The organism is Serratia sp. SA088, from assembly GCF_049065515.1.
GTDB lineage: Bacteria > Pseudomonadota > Gammaproteobacteria > Enterobacterales > Enterobacteriaceae > Serratia > Serratia nematodiphila.
Genome location: NZ_JBAKGW010000004.1, coordinates 119397 through 143920, shown reverse-complemented (window position 1 = coordinate 143920; position 24524 = coordinate 119397). Strand labels below are relative to the sequence as shown.

General features: G+C 62.3%; 25 protein-coding genes. 15 read left to right on the top strand and 10 right to left on the bottom strand.

Annotated elements, in window-relative coordinates:
- Positions 1-167 precede the first annotated feature (167 nt).
- The 4 genes from fur to ybfF all read right to left on the bottom strand — a co-directional run bounded on the left by fur (position 168) and on the right by ybfF (position 3056).
- Positions 168-614 (bottom strand): ferric iron uptake transcriptional regulator, encoded by a 447-nt coding sequence (fur, locus tag ACOWVD_RS12320; protein WP_004939939.1) that lies wholly within the window; start codon positions 612-614, stop codon positions 168-170.
- 329 nt (positions 615-943) lie between these two features.
- Positions 944-1483 (bottom strand): flavodoxin FldA, encoded by a 540-nt coding sequence (fldA, locus tag ACOWVD_RS12315; RefSeq protein ID WP_004939938.1) that lies wholly within the window; start codon positions 1481-1483, stop codon positions 944-946.
- A 255-nt stretch (positions 1484-1738) separates the two neighbouring features.
- The gene (ybfE, locus tag ACOWVD_RS12310; RefSeq protein ID WP_004939936.1) at positions 1739-2026 is read right to left on the bottom strand and encodes a LexA regulated protein; all 288 of its coding nucleotides are present in this window, start codon (positions 2024-2026) and stop codon (positions 1739-1741) included.
- Between the two features lie 256 nt (positions 2027-2282).
- Positions 2283-3056 carry an esterase gene (gene ybfF / locus ACOWVD_RS12305; protein ID WP_081835542.1) on the bottom strand — a complete coding sequence of 258 codons (774 nt, stop codon included), beginning with the start codon at positions 3054-3056 and terminating at the stop codon, positions 2283-2285.
- A 224-nt stretch (positions 3057-3280) separates the two neighbouring features.
- Between ybfF and seqA the strand changes: the two genes are divergently transcribed.
- The 4 genes from seqA to ACOWVD_RS12285 all read left to right on the top strand — a co-directional run bounded on the left by seqA (position 3281) and on the right by ACOWVD_RS12285 (position 6673).
- Entirely contained in the window at positions 3281-3823 is a 543-nt protein-coding gene (seqA, locus tag ACOWVD_RS12300) for a replication initiation negative regulator SeqA (RefSeq protein ID WP_049240201.1), read from the top strand.
- 77 nt (positions 3824-3900) lie between these two features.
- Positions 3901-5544 (top strand): phosphoglucomutase (alpha-D-glucose-1,6-bisphosphate-dependent), encoded by a 1644-nt coding sequence (pgm, locus tag ACOWVD_RS12295; RefSeq protein ID WP_041922314.1) that lies wholly within the window; start codon positions 3901-3903, stop codon positions 5542-5544.
- A 191-nt stretch (positions 5545-5735) separates the two neighbouring features.
- Positions 5736-6374 carry a PadR family transcriptional regulator gene (locus ACOWVD_RS12290; RefSeq protein ID WP_049240200.1) on the top strand — a complete coding sequence of 213 codons (639 nt, stop codon included), beginning with the start codon at positions 5736-5738 and terminating at the stop codon, positions 6372-6374.
- Entirely contained in the window at positions 6374-6673 is a 300-nt protein-coding gene (locus ACOWVD_RS12285) for a DUF3861 domain-containing protein (protein ID WP_033633920.1), read from the top strand. Before ACOWVD_RS12290 ends, ACOWVD_RS12285 begins: the two co-directional genes overlap by 1 nt.
- Before the next feature lie 27 nt (positions 6674-6700).
- Here ACOWVD_RS12285 and kdpE read toward each other — a convergent pair whose 3' ends face one another.
- The 6 genes from kdpE to ACOWVD_RS12255 form a co-directional block, all read right to left on the bottom strand.
- Positions 6701-7390 carry a two-component system response regulator KdpE gene (gene kdpE / locus ACOWVD_RS12280; protein ID WP_019454051.1) on the bottom strand — a complete coding sequence of 230 codons (690 nt, stop codon included), beginning with the start codon at positions 7388-7390 and terminating at the stop codon, positions 6701-6703.
- Positions 7391-7406: 16 nt separating this feature from the next.
- Entirely contained in the window at positions 7407-10103 is a 2697-nt protein-coding gene (gene kdpD / locus ACOWVD_RS12275; RefSeq protein ID WP_075684748.1) for a two-component system sensor histidine kinase KdpD, read from the bottom strand.
- 73 nt (positions 10104-10176) lie between these two features.
- Positions 10177-10746: a potassium-transporting ATPase subunit KdpC gene (gene kdpC / locus ACOWVD_RS12270; protein WP_049240207.1), complete on the bottom strand. Its 570-nt coding sequence runs from the start codon at positions 10744-10746 to the stop codon at positions 10177-10179.
- An 18-nt stretch (positions 10747-10764) separates the two neighbouring features.
- Entirely contained in the window at positions 10765-12834 is a 2070-nt protein-coding gene (gene kdpB / locus ACOWVD_RS12265) for a potassium-transporting ATPase subunit KdpB (protein ID WP_197763898.1), read from the bottom strand.
- Between the two features lie 26 nt (positions 12835-12860).
- Positions 12861-14549, bottom strand: coding sequence for a potassium-transporting ATPase subunit KdpA (gene kdpA, locus ACOWVD_RS12260; protein ID WP_197800161.1), 1689 nt, complete (start codon positions 14547-14549; stop codon positions 12861-12863).
- Positions 14549-14638, bottom strand: a complete 90-nt coding sequence (locus ACOWVD_RS12255) for a K(+)-transporting ATPase subunit F (RefSeq protein ID WP_016928742.1) — start codon at positions 14636-14638, stop codon at positions 14549-14551. The genes kdpA and ACOWVD_RS12255 overlap by 1 nt, the downstream gene beginning before the upstream one ends.
- Before the next feature lie 441 nt (positions 14639-15079).
- Between ACOWVD_RS12255 and ACOWVD_RS12250 the strand changes: the two genes are divergently transcribed.
- From ACOWVD_RS12250 to pcp, 11 genes are all read left to right on the top strand, one after another.
- A complete protein-coding gene (locus ACOWVD_RS12250; protein ID WP_004939916.1) occupies positions 15080-15289 on the top strand; it encodes a YbfA family protein in 210 nt (69 codons plus the stop codon).
- Positions 15290-15430: 141 nt separating this feature from the next.
- Positions 15431-16387 carry a YbgA family protein gene (locus ACOWVD_RS12245; protein ID WP_049240196.1) on the top strand — a complete coding sequence of 319 codons (957 nt, stop codon included), beginning with the start codon at positions 15431-15433 and terminating at the stop codon, positions 16385-16387.
- Between the two features lie 16 nt (positions 16388-16403).
- Positions 16404-17834 (top strand): deoxyribodipyrimidine photo-lyase, encoded by a 1431-nt coding sequence (gene phrB / locus ACOWVD_RS12240; RefSeq protein ID WP_421105659.1) that lies wholly within the window; start codon positions 16404-16406, stop codon positions 17832-17834.
- A gap of 22 nt (positions 17835-17856) precedes the next feature.
- Positions 17857-18837 carry an MBL fold metallo-hydrolase gene (locus tag ACOWVD_RS12235; protein WP_049240194.1) on the top strand — a complete coding sequence of 327 codons (981 nt, stop codon included), beginning with the start codon at positions 17857-17859 and terminating at the stop codon, positions 18835-18837.
- An 18-nt stretch (positions 18838-18855) separates the two neighbouring features.
- Positions 18856-19599 (top strand): type 2 GTP cyclohydrolase I, encoded by a 744-nt coding sequence (locus ACOWVD_RS12230; protein ID WP_048232935.1) that lies wholly within the window; start codon positions 18856-18858, stop codon positions 19597-19599.
- Positions 19600-19755: 156 nt separating this feature from the next.
- A complete protein-coding gene (pxpB, locus tag ACOWVD_RS12225) occupies positions 19756-20412 on the top strand; it encodes a 5-oxoprolinase subunit PxpB (RefSeq protein ID WP_099982407.1) in 657 nt (218 codons plus the stop codon).
- The gene (pxpC, locus tag ACOWVD_RS12220) at positions 20406-21338 is read left to right on the top strand and encodes a 5-oxoprolinase subunit PxpC (protein ID WP_049186577.1); all 933 of its coding nucleotides are present in this window, start codon (positions 20406-20408) and stop codon (positions 21336-21338) included. Before pxpB ends, pxpC begins: the two co-directional genes overlap by 7 nt.
- Positions 21328-22068, top strand: a complete 741-nt coding sequence (pxpA, locus tag ACOWVD_RS12215) for a 5-oxoprolinase subunit PxpA (protein ID WP_306377246.1) — start codon at positions 21328-21330, stop codon at positions 22066-22068. Before pxpC ends, pxpA begins: the two co-directional genes overlap by 11 nt.
- Positions 22069-22123: 55 nt before the next feature.
- Positions 22124-22855: a DUF969 domain-containing protein gene (locus ACOWVD_RS12210; protein ID WP_016928734.1), complete on the top strand. Its 732-nt coding sequence runs from the start codon at positions 22124-22126 to the stop codon at positions 22853-22855.
- The gene (locus ACOWVD_RS12205) at positions 22852-23871 is read left to right on the top strand and encodes a DUF979 domain-containing protein (protein WP_197763901.1); all 1020 of its coding nucleotides are present in this window, start codon (positions 22852-22854) and stop codon (positions 23869-23871) included. Before ACOWVD_RS12210 ends, ACOWVD_RS12205 begins: the two co-directional genes overlap by 4 nt.
- 8 nt (positions 23872-23879) lie before the next feature.
- The gene (gene pcp / locus ACOWVD_RS12200) at positions 23880-24524 is read left to right on the top strand and encodes a pyroglutamyl-peptidase I (protein ID WP_049186579.1); all 645 of its coding nucleotides are present in this window, start codon (positions 23880-23882) and stop codon (positions 24522-24524) included.

Here is a 24524-nt window from a genome sequence, read left to right as displayed (position 1 = left end):
GGGCGGATGTCGAAGTGAGAGCAGTACGTGGAGTCGCAGTGCCGCTGCAATTGTAGTATTTCATGACATGATCTTTCCCCGGCTTGCCCGGGGATTTTTTTGCCCGTTGTACGGCGGGCATAAAAAAACCGCCTCAATGTGAGGCGGTTTCTCATAGCCGGTGAGGCTTATTTCTTGTCGTGCAGCGATTCGTCTTCGCGGCAGTCACCGGTTTCACAGTGGCCGTACAGGTACAGACTGTGGTTGGTAAGCTTGATGCCGTGCTGCTTGGCGATATCACGCTGGCGCACTTCGATGGATTCGTCGCTGAATTCGATCACTTTGCCGCAGTCCAGGCAAATCAGGTGATCGTGGTGATGCTGTTGGGTCAGCTCGAACACGGACTTGCCGCCTTCGAAGTTGTGACGTGTCACAATGCCCGCATCGTCAAACTGGTTCAGTACGCGATAAACCGTTGCCAGGCCGATCTCTTCGCCCATATCAATCAGTTTTTTGTACAAATCTTCCGCACTGACGTGATGGCATTCCGGATTTTGCAGTACTTCCAGGATTTTGAGTCGCGGAAGCGTGACTTTTAAGCCGGCCTTCTTCAATGCGATGTTGTTGTCGGTCATGCGAATTCAGTCCTGTTACTATGCTAATCAAGTTGAGGCGTACTCGCCTGTGGCATCGGTCGGCACAAAGAGTTAATGCGTCTCATTATAGAACCGGTTGTACTAAATGGAAACCGCCGGTTGTTAACAAAGATATAATTGCACTATTGCATGTTTTGCATGCAACGCCTTGATGGATGGGATAAACCGATATCTCAGTCTACCGTGACGGGGTGGGAAGTTACAAATCTGTAGCTTCTATCGCAGCAATCCCTGTTGCCGATGACGGCCCTGTCGGCACACTATGCACTTTACAGGGCCTTTGTTCAACCTTTCGCCAGTCCCGGCGTTTAGCCGACGATATCGGCCAGGCTCAGCTCTTCGACAATCTGTTTGACCCAGGCGTCGACGCGCTCGTTGGTCAGCTCCGGCTGACGGTCTTCGTCGATCGCCAGACCGATGAAGTGGTTGTCGTCCGCCAGGCCTTTGGAAGCTTCGAAGTGGTAGCCTTTGGTCGGCCAGTGGCCCACGATGGCCGCGCCGCGCGGTTCGATGATGTCGCGGATGGTGCCCATCGCGTCACAGAAGTATTCCGCGTAGTCTTCCTGGTCGCCGCAGCCGAACAGCGCCACCAGTTTGCCGTTGAAATCGACTTCTTCCAGCGTCGGGAAGAAATCGTCCCAGTCACACTGCGCTTCACCGTAGTACCAGGTCGGGATACCCAGCAGCAGGATATCGAACCCTTCCAGGTCTTCTTTGCTGCTTTTGGCGATGTCGTGCACTTCAGAGACGTCGTCGCCAAACTGTTTCTGGAGAATTTTCTGGATCATTTTGGCAATGTTTTCGGTATTGCCAGTGTCGCTGCCAAAGAAAATGCCTACAGTAGCCATATCGCGTATAACCTTTAAATTCAATTAATTGCATTACTCGGCGCCGGCACTGCCGCCGATTAAAATGATGCCATGGCAAGAGCCTTTCGCCACGGTGGCGGGCGCCGACAGGCGCAGTCTCTTACCGGTAAATGCGTATCATGCCAGAAAGTGGCGCCGGGGTTTTATCGCATTTATGCGATGCCGAAGGATGAAGAAAAGCGTGGTCGATCCGGCGTTGTCCTTAACGCCGCGCCGCGCGTGCGGCCGAAGAGATCAATGTTCCGGCTGTTCTTCCGCCAGTTGCGCCAACAGCATCTGCTCGATGAGTTCGCTGCGGCTGATGTTGCGCTGTTCCGCCAGTTTGTTCAGGGCGTCCACCGCATCCGCGTTGATTTTCAGCTCTACGCGCCGCAATCCGCGCACTTTATCGCGCCGTAACTGATTGCGCTTATTGATTCTAAGCTGTTCATCGCGGGAAAGCGGGTTGGTTTTCGGGCGCCCCGGACGGCGTTCATCTGCGAACAGATCCAGCGTCGTGCGATCCGTTTGTTCTTTTGCCATAGGTAGCGGTACTGCAAGGGAGTTTGCATCAAAAAGCGCTCGCACGCTTCCGGAGGCATCGGTTAACACACTTCGGGCCAATAAACCCTAACCCAAATTTACCCCCGAACCGGCGTTCGCGAACGCGCTGGCGCGGCGGCAAAATTATAGCGCGCCATATTACCCCAGCAGATGGAGCGGCGACAATGCCTAACTGCGGGCTAAACGCGCTAAGCCGTTATCTTTAGCGCGTTTTTTCGTCAGGTGAGCGCGTTTTTCAGGCTTCGCCGAGGAAACGGTGGATGGCGCGCAGCACCGCTTCCGGTTTTTCGGCGTGCACCCAATGGCCGGTGCCGGCGACGACGTGCGCGCGTGCCTGCGGGAATTGGCGGGCGATGTCTGCACGGTAGCTGTCCTGCACGTACGGCGACAGGCCGCCGCGAATGAACAGGGTCGGGTGTGGCCAGGCCGGGACTTCCTGCCAGCCGGTGATGTCTTCGTAGCGTTCGATCAGCACCGGCAGGTTGAAGCGCCATTCACCGTGATGGAAGGACTTCAGCAGGAACTGGATCACGCCTTCTTCCTGCAGGTAGTCGCGCATCAGCTGGGCGGCCGCCTGGCGCTGGGTGATGCCGGCGGCGCTGACGGCCTTCAGCGCGGCGAAGATCTCGTCGTGGCGTCGGGTCTGGTAATCCACCGGCGCGACGTCGATCACGATCAGCCTGGCGATGCGCTCGGGCGCGATGGCGGTCAGCGCCATCGCCGCTTTGCCGCCCATCGAGTGGCCGATGACGATCGCTTTCTCCAGCTGCAGTTCGTCGAGCAGCGCCAGCAGATCCTGCGCCATGGCGGGGTAGTTCATGTCGTCGGCGCGCGGGGAGAGGCCGTGGTTGCGCAAATCGACCTTGATCACACTGTGCTGTTTATGCAGATCGCGCGCCAGCACGCCCAGGTTGTCCAGATTGCCGAACAGCCCGTGGATCAGCAGCACCGGCAGCGCGTCTGACTCGGCGGCCAGCAGTTGATAATGTAATTTCATGGCGAAGTTCATACTGAGAGAGATTCAGATTAGGGTATCATGATTGAATCGCACGATGAATCATGCGGAATTTTCGCGGCGCGGGCTTGGCAGTGCCGGCTATAGGTATTAGTCTGCATTTTCAGTCCGGAGGCACATTGTTGTGTTCGCCCCAGCGCTTTTAACCTTATAATCCCATGGCTTGAATGCAGGATCTGGCTTCAGGTTCTAAGTAGAAAAAACAGTATTGGATAAAGATGAAAACTATTGAAGTCGACGAAGAGCTTTACCGTTATATTGCCAGCCACACGCAACACATCGGTGAAAGCGCGTCCGATATTTTACGCCGCATGTTGAAATTCACCGCCGGGCAGCCGGTGCGCGCGTTGCCTGCCGCCAGTGCGCCGCCGTCCGTCGAGCTGGAAAAAACGGCGTCCGCGCAGCGTCCGCGCGATCGCGTGCGCGCTGTGCGTGAGCTGCTGTTGTCGGATGAATATGCCGAGCAGAACAAAGCGGTCAACCGTTTCATGCTGGTGCTGTCTACGCTGTATACTCTCGATGCCGCCGGTTTCGCCGCCGCCACCGAGGCGTTGACCGGCCGTACCCGCACCTATTTCGCCGGCGATCAGCAGACCTTGCTGGCCAACGGCACGCATACCAAGCCGAAGCATGTACCGGGCACCCCTTACTGGGTGATCACCAATACCAATACCGGCCGCAAGCGCAGCATGATCGAACACATCATGCAGACCATGCAGTTCCCGGCGGAACTGATCGAGAAAGTTTGCGGTACCGTCTAATTTAGCGAACAGCCCGTCATGATGGCCGTGCGCGACGTATTTGCCCGGTCACCGACAGGGATTAGGGAGATATGTCGATGGCGAATAATCCACGTGCCGGGCAGCCCGCCCGTCAAAGCGATCTGATCAACGTAGCCCAGCTGACGTCGCAGTACTATGTGCTGCAACCGGAAGCCGGCAATGCCGCACATGCGGTGAAGTTTGGTACCTCCGGCCACCGCGGCAGCGCGCAGCGCCACAGCTTCAACGAAGCGCACATCCTCGCCATCGCTCAGGCGATCGCCGAAGTTCGTCATCAGCAGGGCACTACCGGCCCATGCTATGTGGGCAAGGACACCCATGCGCTGTCCGAACCGGCCTTCATTTCCGTGCTGGAAGTGCTGACCGCCAACGGCGTCGATGTGATCGTGCAGGAAAACAACGGCTTCACGCCAACGCCGGCGGTATCGCACGCCATTCTGTGCCACAACCGCCGCGGCGGCGCGCAGGCTGACGGCATCGTCATTACGCCGTCCCACAACCCGCCGGAAGACGGCGGCATCAAGTACAACCCGCCGAACGGCGGTCCGGCTGACACCAACCTGACGTCGGTGATCGAAAAGCGCGCCAACGAACTGCTGGCGCAGCAGCTGAAAGGCGTTCAGCGCCAGTCGCTGGACAAGGCCTGGAACAGCGGCCACCTGCACGCCAAAGATCTGGTGCAGCCTTATGTCGAAGGCCTGGTTGACGTGGTCGACATGCCGGCCATTCAACGCGCCGGCCTGAAACTGGGCGTAGATCCGCTCGGCGGCTCCGGCATCGCCTATTGGCAGCGCGTGGCGGAACACTACAAGCTGGATCTGACGCTGGTGAACGACTCCATCGATCAGACCTTCCGCTTTATGCACCTGGATCACGACGGTATCATCCGCATGGACTGCTCGTCCGAGTCGGCGATGGCCGGCCTGCTGGCGCTGCGCGACAAATTCGATCTGGCGTTCGCCAACGATCCGGATTACGACCGTCACGGCATCGTCACGCCGAAGGGCCTGATGAACCCGAACCACTATCTGGCGGTAGCCATCAACTACCTGTTCCGGCATCGCCCGCAGTGGGGCGCCGATGTGGCGGTAGGTAAAACGCTGGTGTCCAGCGCGATGATCGATCGCGTGGTGGCTGACCTGGGCCGCAAGCTGGTGGAAGTGCCGGTCGGTTTCAAATGGTTCGTGGACGGCCTGTTCGACGGCAGCCTGGGCTTCGGCGGCGAAGAGAGCGCCGGGGCCTCGTTCCTGCGCTTCAACGGCCAGCCTTGGTCGACCGACAAAGACGGCATCATCATGTGCCTGCTGGCGGCTGAAATCACCGCGGTAACCGGTGAAAATCCGCAGCATCACTATGACGATCTGGCCAAGCGCTTCGGTGCGCCAAGCTACAACCGCATCCAGGCGCCGGCAACCCATGCGCAGAAAGCGGCGCTGTCCAAGCTGTCGCCGGAGATGGTCAAGGCCAGTACGCTGGGCGGGGACCCGATCACCGCGCGTCTGACCGCAGCGCCGGGCAACGGCGCGTCGATCGGCGGCCTGAAAGTGATGACCGACAACGGTTGGTTCGCGGCCCGTCCTTCCGGTACCGAAGAGGCATACAAGATCTACTGCGAGAGCTTCCTCGGGGCGGAACACCGCGAGAAAATCGAGCACGAAGCGGTCGAAATCGTCAGCGAAGTGCTGGCTTCCGCCAAATAATCGTTGTTCTCGTCTGATAAAAGGCGCTGTTTTTACAGCGCTTTTTTTATGCCTGTAATTTAGATATATCTTTTTCACGGCACGCGCTTGCGCATTTAGATATATCGATCTAGATTAGCGTTATCGACGCTGTTTAGATATATCTAAACAACCTCGTATTGATGTTCACTGTTAAAGCGAGGTATCACCCTATGTTTCATCGATTAGGTTTACACCGGCATCATCACCATCATGAATGTGAAGAGGGGCGCCGTCATCGCGGTGGACGCCATCACTTCGGCGGCGACGGCGAAGAGCATGGCCGTGGCGGGCGCGGCGGCCGCGGCGGGCGTCATCGTCTGTTCGAACACGGCGATCTGCGTCTGGTGTTGCTGGCGCTGGTGGCGCGCAAGCCCAGCCACGGGTACGAGTTGATCAAAGCAATAGAAGAAGCTTCTTCCGGCCTGTATGTGCCGAGCCCGGGGGTGATTTACCCCACGCTGACGCTGCTGGAAGAGCAGGATTTTCTCGAACCGCTCACCACCGGCAACGGCCGCAAAAGCTATCGCATCACCTCGGCGGGCGAGGGCGAGCTGCAAAAGCATCAACAGGTGGTTGAAGTCATTCTGGCGCGTCTGGCGGGCGCCGGCCGCGAGCATCATCGGCACGGCAACCTGGCGGAAGGCATTTACGACGCCATGAACCGTCTGCGCAGTCTGCTGCGCGGCAACGTGATGCGCGCCGATCTTACGCCGCAGCAGGTGGAGCGCATCAACGCCGCACTGTTGACCGCCGTGGCGGCGATCGAAAACGAAATGCACATTCAACCCACGCAGCAGGAGGAGAACTGATGCCCGGCTACCGTTTTAACATTACCGTTGAAGCCCTGAGCGACCGCCAGGGCAACCCCGTCGAGAAGGCACCGCTGAGTTTTGAGGTGACCAACCATGACGATATTCTTGAGATCGTCGAGCGCATTCGGGCGCGTGACGATCTGAACTTCGGCCCTGAGCAGAGCGCGGCCTTCGCCGTGGGGTTGAAACTGTTCTCCGAAGTGATGATCGAAAACCGCAAACACCCGGTGTTCGCTCCGCTGCGCGAGGCGTTCAAGGAATTTATGGTCGGATTGAAGAAGGGCCCGGCGGCGTAACGGCGCGGCAAACCGCGCCCGTCGGGGTTAAGGCATGAAACGGTAGCCGACGCCGGTTTCGGTCAGCAGGTGTTTGGGCCGAGCCGGATCGGCTTCCAGCTTCTGCCGCAGATGGCCCATGTAGATGCGCAGGTAGTGGCTGTGTTCCACGTAGTTCGGCCCCCAGACGTGGCTCAGCAGCTGGCGTTGGGTAATCACCTTGCCGGCGTTGGCCAGCAGCTCCGCCAACAGGCGAAACTCTATCGGCGTCAGGTGCAGATCTTCGTCGTTGCGCAGCACCCGGCGGTTGACCAGATCGACGGTGATTTCCGAAAAGCTCACCAGCGGGCTTTCCTGCTGGCTGGCGGAGTGACGGCGCAGCGCGACCCGCACCCGCGCCAACAGTTCGCCGATGCCGAACGGTTTGCTGAGATAGTCGTCGGCGCCGGCGTCCAGCGCGGCGATTTTGTCCTCTTCGGCGTTGCGCGCCGACAGCACGATCACCGGAATGGCGCTCCACTGCCGCAGATCGCGGATGTAGCTCAGCCCGTCGCCATCCGGCAAGCCCAAATCAAGGATGATCAGATCCGGTTTGCGCGTGCCGGCCTCAATCAGCCCACGTTGCAGGGTTTCACTTTCAAACACCCGCAGGCCTTCGCTCTCCAGCGCGGTGCGCACGAAGCGGCGGATCTCTTTTTCATCTTCAACAATCAGAATGTTGGTTGGCGTTATGCTCACGTTTCCCCTGCGTTGATTACAGATCGAAGGCATCGCCGTCGATCTCGGGCGGTTTTTCCAGCGGCAGCACGAAGCGGAAGCTGGCGCCGCCGTTGGCGCCGTTTTCCGCCCAGATGCGGCCATCATGCACTTCAATAATGGCACGGCAAATGGCTAACCCCAAGCCGACGCCGGGGATCGCCGACTCTTTATTGCCGCGTGAAAACTTGTCGAAAATCAGCTGCAGCTGATCGGCGGGGATGCCGGGGCCGTTATCCCAGACCTCGACTTCCAGCCACTCGGGCAGCGTGCGGGCGCGAATGCCGATGGTGGCCTCGGCGCCGGCGTATTTATTGGCGTTTTCCAACAGGTTGGTGAACACCCGTTCCAGCAGGCTGCCGTCGCAGTTGACCAGGATCTGTTCCGGCGGCAGCTCGACCACGATCGGATGCTGGCTGAGCAGCGGCTCCAGCATGTGCAGCGAGGCGCCGACGATCTCTTCCAGCGACTGCCACTCTTTACGCAGGCTGAAACCGCCGGACTGGATGCGCGCCATATCCAGCAGGTTGTTCACCAGCCGGGTGGTGCTCAGCACCTGCTGGCGGATTTGGCTGGCCTGGGTGGCGTGATTGGAGCCTTCGGCCGCCAGGTCCAGCGTGAGAATTTCCGCCTGACCGAACAGCACGGTCAGCGGCGTGCGCAGATCGTGCGACAGCGCCGCCAGCAGCGAGTTGCGCAGCTGTTCACGTTCGGCGTCCAGCTTGGCTTCTTCGGCGCTGCGCGCCAGGTGCAGCCGTTCCAGCGCGCTGGCGATCAGCACTGCGAAGGTTTGCAGCAGCCGCTGTTGTTCCGGCACCATCAGCTGGCGCAGGTTGTTGGGTTCGATCGCCAACAGGCCGAAGGTCTGTTTGGGGGTATTGAGCGGCAGCAGCTGGTAAGGCACGCCGGGCAGAGTGTCGGTGCCGGCGCCGGCCGGCAAGCCTTTATCGAAACTCCAGCGTGCGATGGCTTCGTCTACCGACAGCAGCCCGCCTTCCTCGCCGATCATTTGCTGCAGCCGGCCGTCTTCCTGCGGCAGCAGCAGCACGGTTTTCGCCTGGAAGCTGCTGGAGAGGAAATGACGGCTGGTGTTGGCGATGTCGGCCACGGTCAGCGCGCGGCTCAGCCCGCGTGACATTTCGTACAGATGGCGCGCCCGCTGCTCGCGGTAGCGCGCCACCCGGGCCTGATAACGCACCCCGGCGGTCAGGTTGCCGATGATGATGCCGACGGCGAGCATCACGCCGAAGGTCAGCAGATACTGCATATCGCTGACGGCGAACGACCATTCGGGCTGGACGAAGAACAGATCGAAACTGGCGACGTTGATCACCGCCGCCAGCACCGATGGCCAGCGGCCGAAGAACAGCGCGACGATCGCCACGCCGAGCAGGTAGACCATCACCAGGTTGGCCTGATCGAAGCCCGGCAGCAGCCACTGCGAGAGCAGGGTGATCAGCGCGCACAGCGCCACCGCCACCGCGCAGCCGCGCAGCTGCATGCGCCATTTCTCATTGAAGCTGCGGCCGTCGTGCTCCTTGCCCGGCGGCGGCTGTGCGGCGTCGCTGTCCAGCGCGACGATCACCAGATCGAGATCCGGGCCCAGCCGGCCGAGGCGATCGGCGAAGCTGCCGCGCAGCTTCCAGCGTTGCTCGCTGCGGCGGCCGATGATGATTTTACCGAGGTTATGTTCGCGGGCGTAGCGCAGCACTGCGCGCTCTTCGGACGGATCGGCCAGGGTGGCGGTTTCGGCGCCCAGCTCCTGCGCCAGCCGCAGCGCGCGCAGAATGGCGCGGCGCTGGTTTTCCGGCAGCCGGTGCAGCTTGGGGGTTTCCACGTAGACCGCATGCCAGTGGCAGCCGAGCCGCGCCGCCAGGCGGGCGGCGATGCGTACCAGCTTTTCGTTGCCGCTGTTGTGGCCGACGCACAGCAGAATGCTGTCGCGGGTGTGCCACACTTTCTCGCGTCCCTGGGTGTCGCGAAACTCGCGCATCTGGTCATCGACCCGATCGGCGGTGCGGCGCAGCGCCAACTCGCGCAGGGCGATCAGGTTGCCTTTACGGAAAAAATGCTCGATGGCGCGCTCGGCCTGGCCGGGAATATACACTTTGCCTTCGTGCAGCCGTCGGCGCAGATCGTCCGGCGGCAGATCGACCAGCACCACTTCGCTGGCCTCGTCAAACACGTGGTCGGGCACCGTTTCGCGCACCCGCACGCCGGTCACGCCGCCCACCACGTCGTTCAGACTTTCCAAATGCTGCACGTTGACGGTAGTCAACACGTCGATGCCGGCGTCCAGCAGCTCTTCCACATCCTGCCAGCGTTTGGGGTGGCGCGAACCGTGGGCGTTGCTGTGCGCCAGTTCATCCATCAGGATCAGCGCCGGATGGCGCGCCAGCGCGGCGTCGAGATCGAATTCATGCACCAGCCGGCCGCGATGCTGGATGCGCTTTTGCGGCAACAGCGCCAGGCCGTCGAGCAGGGCGGCGGTCTCGCTGCGGCCGTGGGTTTCCACCACGCCGACCAGCACGTCCAGCCCCTGAGCGCGCAAACGCTGGGCCTCCTGCAGCATGGCGTAGGTTTTGCCCACGCCGGCGCAGGCGCCGAAGAATACCTTCAACCGGCCGCGCGGTTTTTCATTGGCCAGCGCCAGCAGGCTATCGGGATCGGGACGCTGCTGTTCTTCTTCGACCATGACAATTCCTTGTGTTACCAAGCAAAAAGGGGTTCGGCACGCCGAACCCTATCACTATGCTGAATACGGCGCGCTACTTCAATGCATCCAGCGCCAGGTTCAGCTTCAGCACGTTGACCACCGATTCCCCCATGAAGTTGGGCGTGGCCCGATCGGTGTTGTCTTCGATCAGTTTGGCGACCTGTTCCGGCGGCAGATGACGCGCCGCCGCGACCCGCGCCAGCTGATACCGCGCCGCGGCGATCGAAATCTGCGGATCCAGTCCGCTGCCGGAGGCGGTCAGCAGATCCACCGGGATCGGGCCGCTCATGGCCGGATTGGCCTGGCGCAGCTGCGCCGCGCGTTCGGCGATAGCCTTATCCAGCGCCGGGTTGGTGGCCGCCAGGTTGCTGCCGGCGGAGGCCTGTGGATTATAAGCCGAATCGCCGGTGGCCGACGGGCGGCTCCAGAAATAGTCGGCGCGCGTGAAGTTCTGGCCGATCAGCGCGGAGCCGACCGCCTTGTCGCCCTGGTACAGCAGCGAACCGTTGGCCGCGCCCGAAAACAGCAGCTGCGCCAGCCCGGTGGTCAGCAGCGGATAGGCGATGCCGGTGATCAGCGTCAGCAGGATCAACATCACCAGCGCAGGTCGTAAATATGTCATGTTCATTTCCCTCAATGGTTAACCGGCGACGTGCAGCGCGACCAGGAACAGGTCGATCAGTTTGATGCCGACGAACGGCACCAGCAGACCGCCGACCCCGTACAGCCACAGGTTGCGGCGCAGCAGGGCCGCGGCGCTCATCGGTTTGTAGCTCACCCCTTTCAGCGCCAGCGGGATCAGGAACACGATCACCAGGGCGTTGAAGATCACCGCCGACATGATGGCGGAGGCGGGGGAGTGCAGGTGCATCACGTTCAGCGCGTTCAGCTGCGGATAGGTGGCCGCGAACGCCGCCGGAATGATGGCGAAGTATTTGGCTACGTCGTTGGCGATGCTGAAGGTGGTCAGCGAGCCGCGCGTCATCAGCATCTGTTTGCCGATATGCACCACTTCGATCAGCTTGGTCGGGTTGGAATCCAGATCGACCATGTTGCCCGCCTCTTTGGCGGCCTGGGTGCCGGAGTTCATCGCCACCGCCACATCGGCCTGCGCCAGCGCCGGGGCGTCGTTGGTGCCGTCGCCGGTCATCGCCACCAGACGGCCTTCCGCCTGATACTGGCGGATCAGCGCCAGCTTGGCTTCCGGCGTGGCTTCCGACAGGAAGTCGTCCACCCCGGCTTCGGCGGCGATCGCCGCTGCGGTCAGCGGGTTATCGCCGGTGATCATCACCGTTTTGATGCCCATCTTGCGCAGCTCATTGAAGCGCTCTTTGATGCCGCCCTTGACGATATCCTTCAACGCCACCACGCCCAGCACCCGGGCGCCTTCCGCCACCACCAGCGGCGTGCCGCCGGTGCGCGCCACGCTTTCCACCAGATCGTCCACCGCCCGCGGGAAGTGGCCCTGATTGGATTCGACGTGGCGGCGAATGGCGTCCACTGCGCCTTTACGGATCATGCGCTCCTGCACGTTGACGCCGCTCATGCGGGTCTGGGCGGAGAAGGGCACGAAGGTGGCGTTCAGCGCCTGCAGATCGCGTTCGCGCAGGTTAAAACGCTGTTTGGCCAGCACCACGATGCTGCGGCCTTCCGGCGTTTCGTCCGCCAGCGAGGCCAGCTGCGCGGCATCCGCCAGCTCTTGCTCTTTCACGCCCGGCGCCGGCAGGAACTCCGAAGCCTGACGGTTGCCCAGCGTGATGGTGCCGGTTTTATCCAGCAACAGCACGTCCACATCGCCGGCGGCTTCCACCGCGCGGCCGCTGGTGGCGATCACGTTGGCGCCGAGCATGCGGCTCATCCCGGCCACGCCGATGGCGGACAGCAGGCCGCCGATGGTGGTGGGGATCAGGCAAACCAGCAGCGCGACCAGCACGGTGATGGTGACCACGCTGCCGCTGCCGGCCGCCTCGACGCTGTATTGCGAGAACGGGAACAGGGTGGCGGTGGCCAACACGAACACGATGGTCAGCGCCACCAGCAGGATGGTCAGCGCGATTTCGTTCGGCGTTTTGCGGCGCTTGGCGCCTTCCACCATGGCGATCATGCGATCGAGGAAGGTTTCCCCCGGGTTGACGCTGCACTGCACCACCAGCCAATCGGACAGCACGCGGGTGCCGCCGGTGACCGAGGAGAAGTCGCCGCCGGACTCGCGGATCACCGGGGCGGATTCGCCGGTGATGGCGCTTTCATCCACCGAAGCGCCGCCTTCCAGCACCTCGCCGTCGCACGGGATGGTATCGCCGGCTTCCACCAGCACGATATCGCCTTTGCGCAGGCTCTCGGCGGCCACTTTCTCCGTGGCGCCGTCGCGGCGCGGGCCGGCCAGCTTTTTCGCCCAGCTGGTTTTCTTGGTGCCCTTCAGGCTTTCCGCCTGGGCCTTGCTGCGGCCTTCGGCCAGCGCTTCGGCGAAGTTGGCGAACAGCACGGTGAACCACAGCCACAGGGCGACGCTGCCGGTAAAGGCGGCGGCGCCGTCGGTCTGGCCGGTGAGGATCGCCAGCCAGATGGCGGTGGTCAGCAGGCTGCCGATATACACCACGAACATCACCGGATTGCGCCATTGAACGCGAGGGTCCAGTTTTTTCAGCGCATCGATCAGCGCGGTGCGCACCAGAGCCGGTTCAAACAGCGCGCGTTGTTTGCGAGTCATCTCTTATTCTCTCTCTGTGACGTCGGTTAGTTTGCCAACCAAAGTTGCAAATGCTCGGCCACCGGGCCCAGCGCCAGCGCCGGCACGAAGGTCAGCGCCCCCACCAGCAGCACGGTGCCGATCAGCAGGCCGATAAACAGCGGCCCATAGGTCGGCAGGGTGCCGTTGCCCGCCGGCTGGCGTGGCTTGGCGCTCAGCGAACCGGCGATCGCCAGCACCGGCAGGATCACCCCGAAGCGGCCGACGAACATGGCGAAGGCCAGCAGCAGGTTGTAGAACGGCGTATTGACGCTCAACCCGGCGAAGGCGCTGCCGTTGTTGTTGGCGGCGGAAGACAGGGCATACAGCACTTCGCTGAAGCCGTGGGCGCCCGGGTTGAGGATGCCGGCGCGGCCCGCGTCGGTGCCGATGGCCAGCGCGCTGCCCAGCAACACCAGCGTCGGCGTGACCAGGATCGCCAGCGCGGTCATCTTCATGTCGTAAACGTCGATTTTCTTGCCCAGGTATTCCGGGGTGCGGCCGATCATCAGACCGGCGATAAACACCGTCAGCAGCACGAACAGCAGCATGCCGTACAGGCCGGAGCCGACGCCGCCGAACACCACTTCACCGATCTGCATCAGCCACATCGGCACCATGCCGCCCAGCGCGGTGAAGGAGTCGTGCATGGCGTTGACCGCCCCGCAGGACGCGGCGGTGGTCACCACCGAGAACAGGCTGGTGGCGAGAATGCCGAAGCGCGACTCTTTGCCTTCCATATTGATGTTGCTGTCGGCGCCCAGCGCGCTCAGGTGCGGGTTGCCCGCCAGCTCGGCAACCATCACCACCACCACCGCCACCACGAAGATCAGCGCCATCGCCCAGATCAGCGCGTGGCCCTGGCGGTTTTCACCGGCCAGCTGGCCGAAGGAGAAGCACAGCGCGCAGGGGATCAGGAAGATGGCCAGCATCTGCACGAAGTTGGTCAGCACGGTCGGGTTTTCGAACGGATGCGCCGAGTTGGCGCCGAAGAACCCCCCGCCGTTGGTGCCGAGCATCTTGATCGCTTCCTGCGAGGCGACCGGCCCCATCGGCAGCGTCTGCTGCGCGCCTTCGAGCGTGGTGACGTGCAGGTAAGGCAGGAAGTTTTGCAGCGTGCCCTGGCTGACGAAGAACAGGGCGATCGGCAGCGCGATCGGCAGCAGCACGTACAGCGTGATGCGGAACAGATCGGCCCAGGCGTTGCCGACGGTCTTGCCGGCGCGGCGGGTAAAGGCGCGGATCAGCGCAAAGGCCACGGCGATGCCGGTGGCGGCGGAGACGAAGTTCTGCACCGCCAGCCCGGCCATTTGGCTGAAATAGCTGAGGGCGCTTTCGCCGCTGTAGGCCTGCCAGTTGGTGTTGGTGACGAAGCTGACGGCGGTGTTGAGCGCCAGATCCCAGGAGAGGCCCGGGAAGCCTTGCGGGTTGAGCGGCAGCGAGCCCTGCGTCATCAGCAAGGCGAACAGCAGCGCCAGGCCGAGCAGGTTGAATGCCAGGATCGCCAGCGCGTACTGCCACCAGTTCATCTCGGTGGCGCGGATGCCGCAGGCGCGCCAGACGCCGGCTTCCACTGCGCGCAGCGCAGGCAGCGGCTCACCTTCGATCAGGCGCGCCATAAAACCGCCCAGCGGCCGGGCCAGCAGCAGAAGCACCAGCAGGAAACTGGCGATCAGTAAAAAGGCTGAAGCCGCCATCAGAAATCCTCCGCGTTAAACAGGGCGTAGACCAGATAGGCCAACAGCAGCAGAACCAACAGCGCACCACCAATAACGCTGAAACTCACGGGACACCTCCAGAGGTGTTGTTTTTGATAGAGGCAGTGTAGGGAGAGGGGTAGAAAGAAGATGAAAAAATCGCGCGGGCAGGTGTAAAAAAAGTATAAAAATGGCTGAAATTTCAGCGGAAATTGGCCGTTTCAGGCAGCCTGCTTGCGGCGAGATTGCGCCTGATGCGTGAATAAGCCGGGGCTGGGGCGTGGGATGAAGAACCGAATAATAACCACAATGTAACCCATGTTTAGTTAAAAATTAACTTGATTGTAACAAAATTACGAATCGCCGCGGTGATTAGCGATTTTTTGTGCGATTTAGTGGTCGGATGAGTAGTAAACTTTCATCAAGTGCGCTAAAATTTTGTCCAGTTACCAAATTACCGATTGTTCATTTGATGCGCCGACGCCGTTTTCCCTGACAAATCAACGGCAGGCGTTTTTAAGGAGGTTCGCATGTCTACGACCTATCACGCTTATTCACTGCATCGGATTCTCCTGCGCCGCAGCGCAGTGGTTATCGCGGGCATTTTGGCCCTGCCGGTGATGCTGTTCCGCAGCGATCGCGGGCGTTTTTACAGCTACCTGCACCGCGTCTGGTCAAAAACCAGCGATAAGCCGGTCTGGCTGCAGCAGGCGGAACTGGCGTCCTGCGATTTCTACTGAGTCACTGCCGATTCACGCACAACCCTCGCCCTGCGGCGGGGGTTTTTTTATGCCCTGGCCGCCCCTACCCAACGTAAGGTCGTATTCGGCAAGCCGTTCTTCTACACTTTCCTCAATCGGCTAACAACGCGGGAGAGCGGTATGAGCGACAAGATCCCTATCGGCATCAGCGCCTGTTTACTGGGCGACGCGGTGCGTTTCGACGGCGGCCACAAGCGGCTGGCCTTCGCGGTGGAACAGTTGGCGCCCTATGTGCGCTTTGAGCCCGTTTGCCCGGAAATGGCGATCGGCCTGCCCACGCCGCGCCCGGCGCTGCGCCTGGTGAAACAGGCGCAGCCGTGGCCGGCGATGCGCTACAGCAACGACGCCGGCGTGGATCTGACCGAGGAGATGCGCAGTTTCTCCGCGCAGCGCGTGGCCGCGTTGCAGCACCTGTGCGGCTATATCGTCTGCGCCAAGTCGCCGAGCTGCGGCCTGGAGCGGGTGCGGGTCTACAGCGAGAACGGCAAGGACTCGCGTAAAAACGGCGTCGGGCTGTTTACCGCCGAGCTGCTGCGTCAGATGCCGTGGCTGCCGGTGGAAGAGGATGGGCGTTTGCAGGATGCGGCGCTGCGGGAAAACTTTATCGAGCGAGTGTACGCGCTGTATGAGTTGAACATGCTGTGGCGTCAGGGGCTGACCCGCGGCGGGCTGATCGCGTTTCACAGCCGCTACAAGCTGTCACTGCTGGCGCATTCGCAGCCGGCTTATCGCGAGCTGGGGCGTTTCGTCGCCGACATTCATCGCTGGGACTCGCTGGAGGCATTCGCCGTGGAATACCGCAGCCGCCTGATGGCGCTGTTGGCGCACAAGGCGACGCGCCGCAACCATACCAACGTGCTGATGCACGTGCAGGGGTACTTCCGCCGCCAGCTCAGCGCGGCGCAGCGCCAGGAGCTGGCGCACCTGATCGACCGCTACCGGCAGGGCATGCAGCCGCTGCTGGCGCCGATCGCCTTGCTTAAGCATTACATGGCGGAATACCCCGACAGTTATCTGACGGAACAACGCTATTTCGAACCTTATCCGGAGGCGCTGCGTTTGCGTTACGGCCATTGATTGACAAGGGAATTTTATGACCACGCATCTGGTCTGGTTGCGTAACGATCTGCGTATCACCGACAACAAAGCGCTGCACGCCGCCTGCAGCGATCCCAAAGCCCGGGTGTTGGCGGTGTTTATCGCCACCCCGCAGCAGTGGCGGCAGCATGAGATGGCGCCGCGGCAGGCGGCGCTGATCCACGCCAGCCTGCGGGCGGTACAGCAGGCGCTGGCGCAAAAGGGCATTGCGCTGCATTGCCATGCCGGCACGGACTTTGCCGCGTCGATCGACTGGCTGGCGGAGTATTGCCGGCGAGAGCAGGTGGACGCGCTGTTTTACAACCGCCAGTACGAACTGAATGAACGGCGCCGCGATGCGCGGCTGGAGCAGCAGTTGAATGGACGGGTAACGTGCCACGGTTTTGATGACAGCCTGCTGTTGCCGCCGGGCAGCGTGCTAACCGGCGGCGGCGAGATGTACAAGGTTTATACGCCGTTTCGCAACGCCTTTATTCAGCGCCTGACTGAGTCCGACGTGAGCTGCCTGCCGGCGCCGAAGATCCGTGCCGATGGCGCGTTGCCAGCGCCTGAAGCGCCGGCGGCGTTCGATTATCCCGCGGCGGAGATCGGGGATGACTATCCCGCCGGCGAGGAGGCCGCGCTGCAGCGGCTGCGCGCCTTTTGCCGTGAGCAAGTGCAGGATTACCTTCGCCAGCGCGATCTGCCCGCCATCGCCGGCACCAGCAACCTGTCGCCTTATCTGGCGATCGGCGCGCTGTCGCCGCGCCAGTGTTTTAACCGCCTGCGCGCCGAATGCCCGCAGCTGCTGGAAGATCGCGAGAGCGGCGCTTTCGCCTGGCTGAACGAGCTGATTTGGCGCGAGTTCTACCGCCATCTGCTGGTGGCCTATCCCGAGCTGTGCCGCCATCGGCCGTTTATCGCCTGGACGGACAAAGTGCGCTGGTGCGATGACGCGGCGAAGCTGCAGGCCTGGCTGCGGGGCGAGACCGGCTATCCGATCGTCGATGCCGCCATGCGCCAGCTGAACGCTACCGGCTGGATGCATAACCGGCTGCGCATGATCAGCGCCAGTTTCCTGGTGAAGGATCTGCTGATCGACTGGCGGGCCGGGGAGCGCTACTTCATGTCGCAACTGCTGGACGGGGATCTGGCGGCCAACAACGGCGGCTGGCAGTGGGCGGCTTCCACCGGCACCGACGCTGCGCCGTATTTCCGCATCTTCAACCCGACGACACAGGGTGAACGTTTTGATCCACAAGGCACTTTCATCCGTAAATGGTTGCCGGAACTGGCGGATGTGCCCGACAATGACATCCATTACCCCCACCGCTGGGCGGAAAAGCAGCGCCGTACGCTGAACTACCCGCTGCCGATCGTCGAGCACAAACAAGCCCGCGTGGAGACGTTGGCGGCGTTCGAGGCGGCGAAACGGGGAGAGTCTTGAGGCAACTGCAAGGAGCGACGTAATGATGAAAAAGGTGCTGGCCCTGTGCCTGAGCGGCTATTCCGCGCTGGCGATCGCCGGCTTTGACGTGGTGGCGCTGGGCGTCGACGGCGGCGTCAGCGACGGCAACCTGACTTCCTACCTGATCCGCAGCGACAATCAGCCGCAGTATGTGGCGCTGGACGCCGGCTCACTGCTGCCGGGCATCGCCAAAGGGCTGGAGAAGGGCAGTTTCCCGCAGGTGACCCCCGAGCTGGCCGCGCCTTACACGCCACAGGGCTACGTGTTTCGGCAGTTGATCGGCAGCTACTTTATCAGCCACGGCCATCTGGACCACGTGGCGGGGCTGATCGTCGGCTCGCCGGAAGACAATAAAAAAACCGTTTACGCCCAGGCGGACACTGTGCTGACCCTGCGTAATCACTACTTTAACTGGAAGGCCTGGCCGAACTTTACCGACGCCGGCAACGGTGCGCGGCTGGGCACCTACCGGCTGCAAACGGTGCGGCCGCAGCAGCGATTTACCCTCGGCCTGACCGGGTTGACCGGCGTGATGTATCCGCTCAGCCACGATCGCTACCCGTCGTCGATGCTGCTGATTTCCAACGGCAACGAGTTCTTCGCCTACTTCGGCGATACCGGGCCGGACAAGGTGGAGCAGTCGCGCGATCTCGATACCGTCTGGCGCGCGCTGGGGCCGCTTGTCGAGCAGAAAAAGCTCAAGGGCATGATTATCGAAACCTCTTACCCTAACGGGGTGGAGGACAAACATCTGTACGGCCATTTGACGCCGGCCTGGCTGCTGAAGGAGCTGAAGAATCTGACGCAGTACAGCGGCGGCGAAGGCTCGCTGACCGGTCTGCCGGTGGTCATCAGCCACATCAAGCCCAGCCTGAAGCAGGGCGAAGACGCGCGCGCCGCCATTGCGCAGCAGCTGGCGCAGGGCAACGATCTGGGGGTGAAATTCATCCTGATGGCGCAGGGCGACCGGCAGACATTTTGACTATGAAGAGAGAAGAGAATGCGTAACCTCGATCTGGAACAACTGATCAACACGGAACTGAACGCCGCGGCGTTTCAGGACTACGCCCCCAACGGTTTGCAGGTAGAGGGGCGCCCGCACGTGCAGCGCATCGTGACCGGCGTCACCGCCTGTCAGGCGCTGCTGGACGCCGCGGTGGCGCATCAGGCCGACGCGATCATCGTGCATCACGGCTATTTCTGGAAAAACGAGGCGCCGGCGGTGCGCGGCATGAAGCGCAACCGCCTGAAAACGCTGTTGACCCACGACATCAACCTGTACGGCTATCATTTGCCTCTGGACGCGCATCCGGTGCTGGGCAACAACGCGCAGCTGGCGCAGGCGCTGGGCATTCGGGTGATTGGCGAAGTCGAGCCGCTGGTGCCGCACGGGGAATTCGAACAGCCGCTGACCGGCGAAGCGCTGCAACAGCGCATCGAAAGCCGGCTGGGGCGCGCGGTGCTGCACTGCGGCGATAACGCGCCTGAGCATATTCGCCGAGTGGCCTGGTGCACCGGCGGCGGCCAGGGCTTTATCGACAGCGCGGCGCGCTTCGGCGTCGATGCGTTCATCAGCGGTGAAGTCTCTGAGCAGACCATTCACAGCGCGCGCGAAATGGGCGTGCATTTCTTCGCCGCCGGTCACCACGCCACCGAGCGCGGCGGCGTGAAGGCGTTGGGGGACTGGCTGGCCCAGCACCACGGCTTTGATGTGACCTTTATCGATATCCCGAATCCCGCCTGATCTTTTTCTTCCCCGGATCCAGCCCGGCCTGCGCGCCGGCTGAATCCTTTTACCGCGCTATTTCCTTATTTTCCTTATGGTTGCGTTCTATTGACAGCCGGGGCCGCGTCACGCATAACTGGTGTGTTTTTCAGCGCGATAATAAGGAGAATAAGGGTGCAACAAGCACGTTATTACCTGTTGGGTGAAAGAGCGGTAGTGCTTGAACTGTCGCCGCCGGTGACGTTACCGAGCCAGCAGCGCATTTGGGCGCTGGCGGAAAAGCTGAATCACCACCCCGACGTGCGGGAAGTGGTGCCGGGGATGAATAACCTGACGCTGCTGCTGCATACGCCGCAGGCCGACGCCGAAGCGATGCTGGCATTGCTGCAGCAGGGGTGGGAGAGCAAAGAGCGCCTGACGCCGGAATCGCGTCAGGTGGATATTCCGGTTATCTACGGCGGGGAACAGGGCCCCGACCTGGATGAGGTGGCGCGTCATACTGGCATGACGCCGCAACAGGTGGTGGAATGCCACGCGGCGGCGGCCTATGTGGTCTATTTCCTCGGCTTTCAGCCGGGCTTCTCCTATTTGGGCGGCATGCCGGAACAACTGGCGACGCCGCGCCGCGCTGAACCGCGTCTGGCGGTGGCGGCCGGTTCCGTCGGCATCGGCGGCGGCCAGACCGGCATCTATCCGCTGGTGACGCCCGGCGGCTGGCAGCTGATTGGCCGCACTCCGCTGGCGCTGTTCAATCCGCATGAAATGCCGCCGACGTTGCTGCGTCCGGGCGATAACGTACGCTTCGTGCCGCAGAAGGAGGGCGTATGCTGATTATTCTGCGCGCCGGCATCTATACCACGGTGCAGGATTTGGGCCGCGAGGGATTCCGCCGTCTGGGCATCAGCACCGGCGGAGCGCTGGATCAACCGGCGCTGAAGATCGCCAACCTGCTGGTGGGCAATGCGCCGGAGGCCGCCGGGCTGGAGATCACCCTCGGCCAGTTCAGCGCCGAGTTTACCCGCGCAGGCTGGATCGCCCTGACCGGCGCCGGCTGCGACGCGCAGCTGGACGGCAAGCCGTTGTGGACCGGCTGGCGCTATCCGGTGAAAAAGGGGCAGCGGCTGACGCTGGGCACGCCGAAACGCGGCATGCGCAGCTACCTGGCGATCGCCGGCGGCATCGCCGTGCCGGAAATGCTGGGCTCGCGCAGCACCGACATGAAAGCCGCCTTTGGCGGATGCGAGGGGCGTAATCTGAAGGACGGCGACCGGTTGCCGCTCGGCAACTCCGCCGCTCAACCGCAACATTCCTGTGGCGTGAAACAGCTGCTGTTCACCAACCGCATCCGCGCGTTGCCGGGGCCGGAGTACGCTGAATTCAGCGAAGAGGCACAGGAGACGTTTTGGCGTACCGCCTGGCAGCTCAGCCCGCAGAGCAACCGCATGGGCTACCGTCTGCACGGCGGCACGCCGCTGGCGCGTACCACCGGCCGCGAGATGCTGTCGCATGGCCTGTTGCCCGGCGTGGTGCAGGTGCCGCACAACGGCCAGCCGATCGTGCTGATGGCCGATGCGCAAACCACCGGCGGTTACCCGCGCATTGCCTGCGTGATCGAAGCCGATCTCTACCATTTGGCGCAGATCCGTCTCGGCGAACCGATCCACTTCGTTCTCTGCTCACTGGCCGAGGCGCAGCGCGCCAAGGCCGAGCAGGATCTCTTCCTTCGACAGATTGCCTGGGGGTTACATGATCGTTGATTTGAACGCCGATCTCGGCGAGGGCTGCGCCAACGACCAGGCGCTGCTGCAATTGGTGAGTTCGGCCAACATCGCCTGCGGCTTCCACGCCGGCGATGCGCAGACCATGCGTCAGTCGGTGCGCTGGGCATTGCAGTACGGCGTGGCGATCGGCGCCCACCCGAGTTTTCCCGATCGGGAGAATTTCGGCCGCACCCGCATGCAGCTGCCGCCGGAAACGGTCTACGCGCAGGTGGTGTATCAGCTCGGGGCGCTGGCGGCCATCGCCCGTGCTGAGGGCGGAGTTATGGTGCACGTCAAGCCGCACGGCATGCTGTACAACCAGGCGGCGGTTGAGCCGGCGCTGGCGGAAGCGATCGCCCGGGCGGTGCAGGCGGTCGATCCGGCGCTGCGGCTGGTGGGGCTGGCCGGCAGCGCGCTGATCCGCGCCGGGCAACGGCTCGGTCTGACCACCCGGCAGGAGGTGTTCGCCGATCGCGGTTATCAGGCCGACGGCACGCTGGTGCCGCGCGGTTTGCCGGGGGCATTGATCGAGGATGACGAACAGGCGCTGGCGCAAACGCTGGAGATGGTGCGCCATCACCGGGTGCGCAGCGTCGATGGCGTCTGGGCCCCCGTACAGGCGGAAACCGTCTGCCTGCATGGGGACGGTGAGCATGCGCTGGCGTATGCGCGCAAGCTGCGGGACAGTTTTGTTCAGCAGGGGATCCGCGTCAGCGCAGAGCAGTAAAGCAAGACACAACATCACAAACAAAAAAATTATTAGAAAATATCGAGGGAAGACTATGGAACAGGCCGTGAATCTCTGGCCACTGATCGGCATCGCCGCTATCGTGGTCGGGTTTGTATTGCGTTTCAATCCGGTGCTGGTGGTGATCGCCGCCGGCATCATCACCGGTCTGGCGGCGCTGATGCCGCTGGACGTCATTCTGGAAAAGCTCGGTGAGGGCTTTCTCAACACCCGTAACCTGCCGCTGATCCTGCTGCTGCCGCTGGCGGTGATCGGCCTGCTGGAGCGCCACGGGTTGAAAGAGCGGGCGCAGGCGTGGATCGCCAAGATCAAAAGCGCCACCGCCGGCCGTTTGCTGATCGTATACCTGTTCGTGCGCGAGATCACCGCGGCGATGGGGTTGACCAGCCTGGGCGGGCACCCGCAGATGGTGCGGCCGCTGCTGGCGCCGATGGCGGAAGGGGCGACGGAAAACCGCTACGGCGAGCTGCCGGAGCGCACCCGCCACCGCCTGCGCGCCATGTCGGCCGCCACCGACAACGTCGGGCTGTTCTTCGGCGAAGATATCTTCGTGGCCTTCGGCGCGATCATCTTCATGCACAACTTTATGCTGGAGTCCGGTGGCATTCAGACCGAGCCGCTGCATATCGCGCTGTGGGGCATTCCGACCGCCATTTTCGCTTTCCTGATCCACGCCTTCCGGCTGTATCGGATGGATAAACAGCTGAGTGCCGAGCTGGCGCAGCTGAATCAGGCGGCGCTGCAGGCGAAGGGGGAAGCACGATGAACTTCCAGCAACAATATCTCTACTGGCTGGCCGGCGCGGTGCTGCTGATTGTGGCGGTGATGTCCTTCCGCGATCGCGCCAACCCGCGCCGCATCACTACCGGGCTGTTTTGGGGGCTGTACGGCCTGGTGTTCCTGGTCGGCGACTGGACTTACCGCCTGCTGGGCGACGTGCTCGGCGAAGGCAGCAACGAGAAACGCATGCTGCACATCATCGTTGGCGTGGTGGTGGTGGTGATGGCCCTGATCGCCGGCTTCGGCGGCGTGCGCCTCGGCAGCTATCATCAGCGAACGCCGCAGGAGCGCGAGGCCAGCGCCAAGCGCCTGGGCAACAAGCTGTTTATCCCCGCGCTGGCGATCCCGGTGGTGACGGTGATCGGCGTGCTGCTGTTCAACAATATTCTGGCGTTGCAAAGCGCGGTGTTCGGCAGCGGTAACCATGCGACGCTGATCACCCTGTTCTCGATGACCGTCGGCTGCCTGATTGGCCTGGCGATCGCGGTGAAAATGACCCATGAGAAGGCGTTGCAGCCGGTGCAGGAAGCGCGGCGCCTGCTGGATTCGATCGGCTGGGCGTTCATTCTGCCGCAGATCCTCGCCACGCTTGGCCTGCTGTTTACCGTCGCCGGCGTCGGCACCGCGATCTCGCATTTAACTCAGGAGTATCTGGCGGTGGATAACCGCTTTATCGCCGTGGCGGTCTACGCTATCGGTATGGCGGTGCTGACCATGGTGATGGGTAACGCCTTCGCCGCGTTCCCGATCGTCACCGCCGGCATCGGCATTCCGATCCTGGTGCTGCAGCACGGCGGCAACCCGGCGGTGATGGCGGCGATCGGCATGTTCTCCGGCTATTGCGGCACCCTGATGACGCCGATGGCGGCGAACTTCAACATTGTGCCGGCGGCGCTGCTGGAGCTGCCGGACAAGAATGCGGTGATCAAGGCGCAGGTGCCGACCGGCGTGCTGCTGCTGTTGGTTAACGTGTTCCTGCTGTATTTCCTGATGTTCCTGTAGGAGTAAGGATGCAAAAAGTATTGATTACCGGCTTTGAGCCGTTTGGCGGCGAGCGGCTCAACCCTTCCTGGGAAGTGGTGAAGCAGCTCAATGATATGGAGCTGGTGGGTACGCGCATTGTGGCGCGCCAGCTGCCGTGCGTGTTCGGCGCGGCGCTGGAGGCGCTCAATGCGGCGATCGACGAGGTGCAGCCGGTGATGGTGCTGGCTGTCGGCCAGGCCGGCGGCCGCACCGATATCACGATTGAACGGGTGGCGATCAACGTCGACGACGCGCGTATCCCCGATAATCAGGGGCAGCAGCCGGTGGATGAGCCGATCGTCGCCGGCGGTCCGGCGGCCTATTTCAGCACCTTGCCGATCAAGGCGATGGTCAGCTCGATGCGCGAGGCCGGCATTCCGGCCTCCGTTTCGCAGACCGCCGGCACCTACGTGTGCAACCATGTCATGTACGGCCTGCTGCACCGGTTGAGCGGCCAGCGCGAGGTGAAGGGCGGGTTTATTCATATCCCGTACCTGCCGGAACAGGCGGCGGCGCACCCCGGCGCACCGAGCATGGCGGCCTCGACGGTGCTGTTTGCGCTGGAGCTGGCCGTTTCCATCGCGTTGCAGGTGGAACACGATCTGAAAGTGGCGGGCGGCGCAACGCATTAA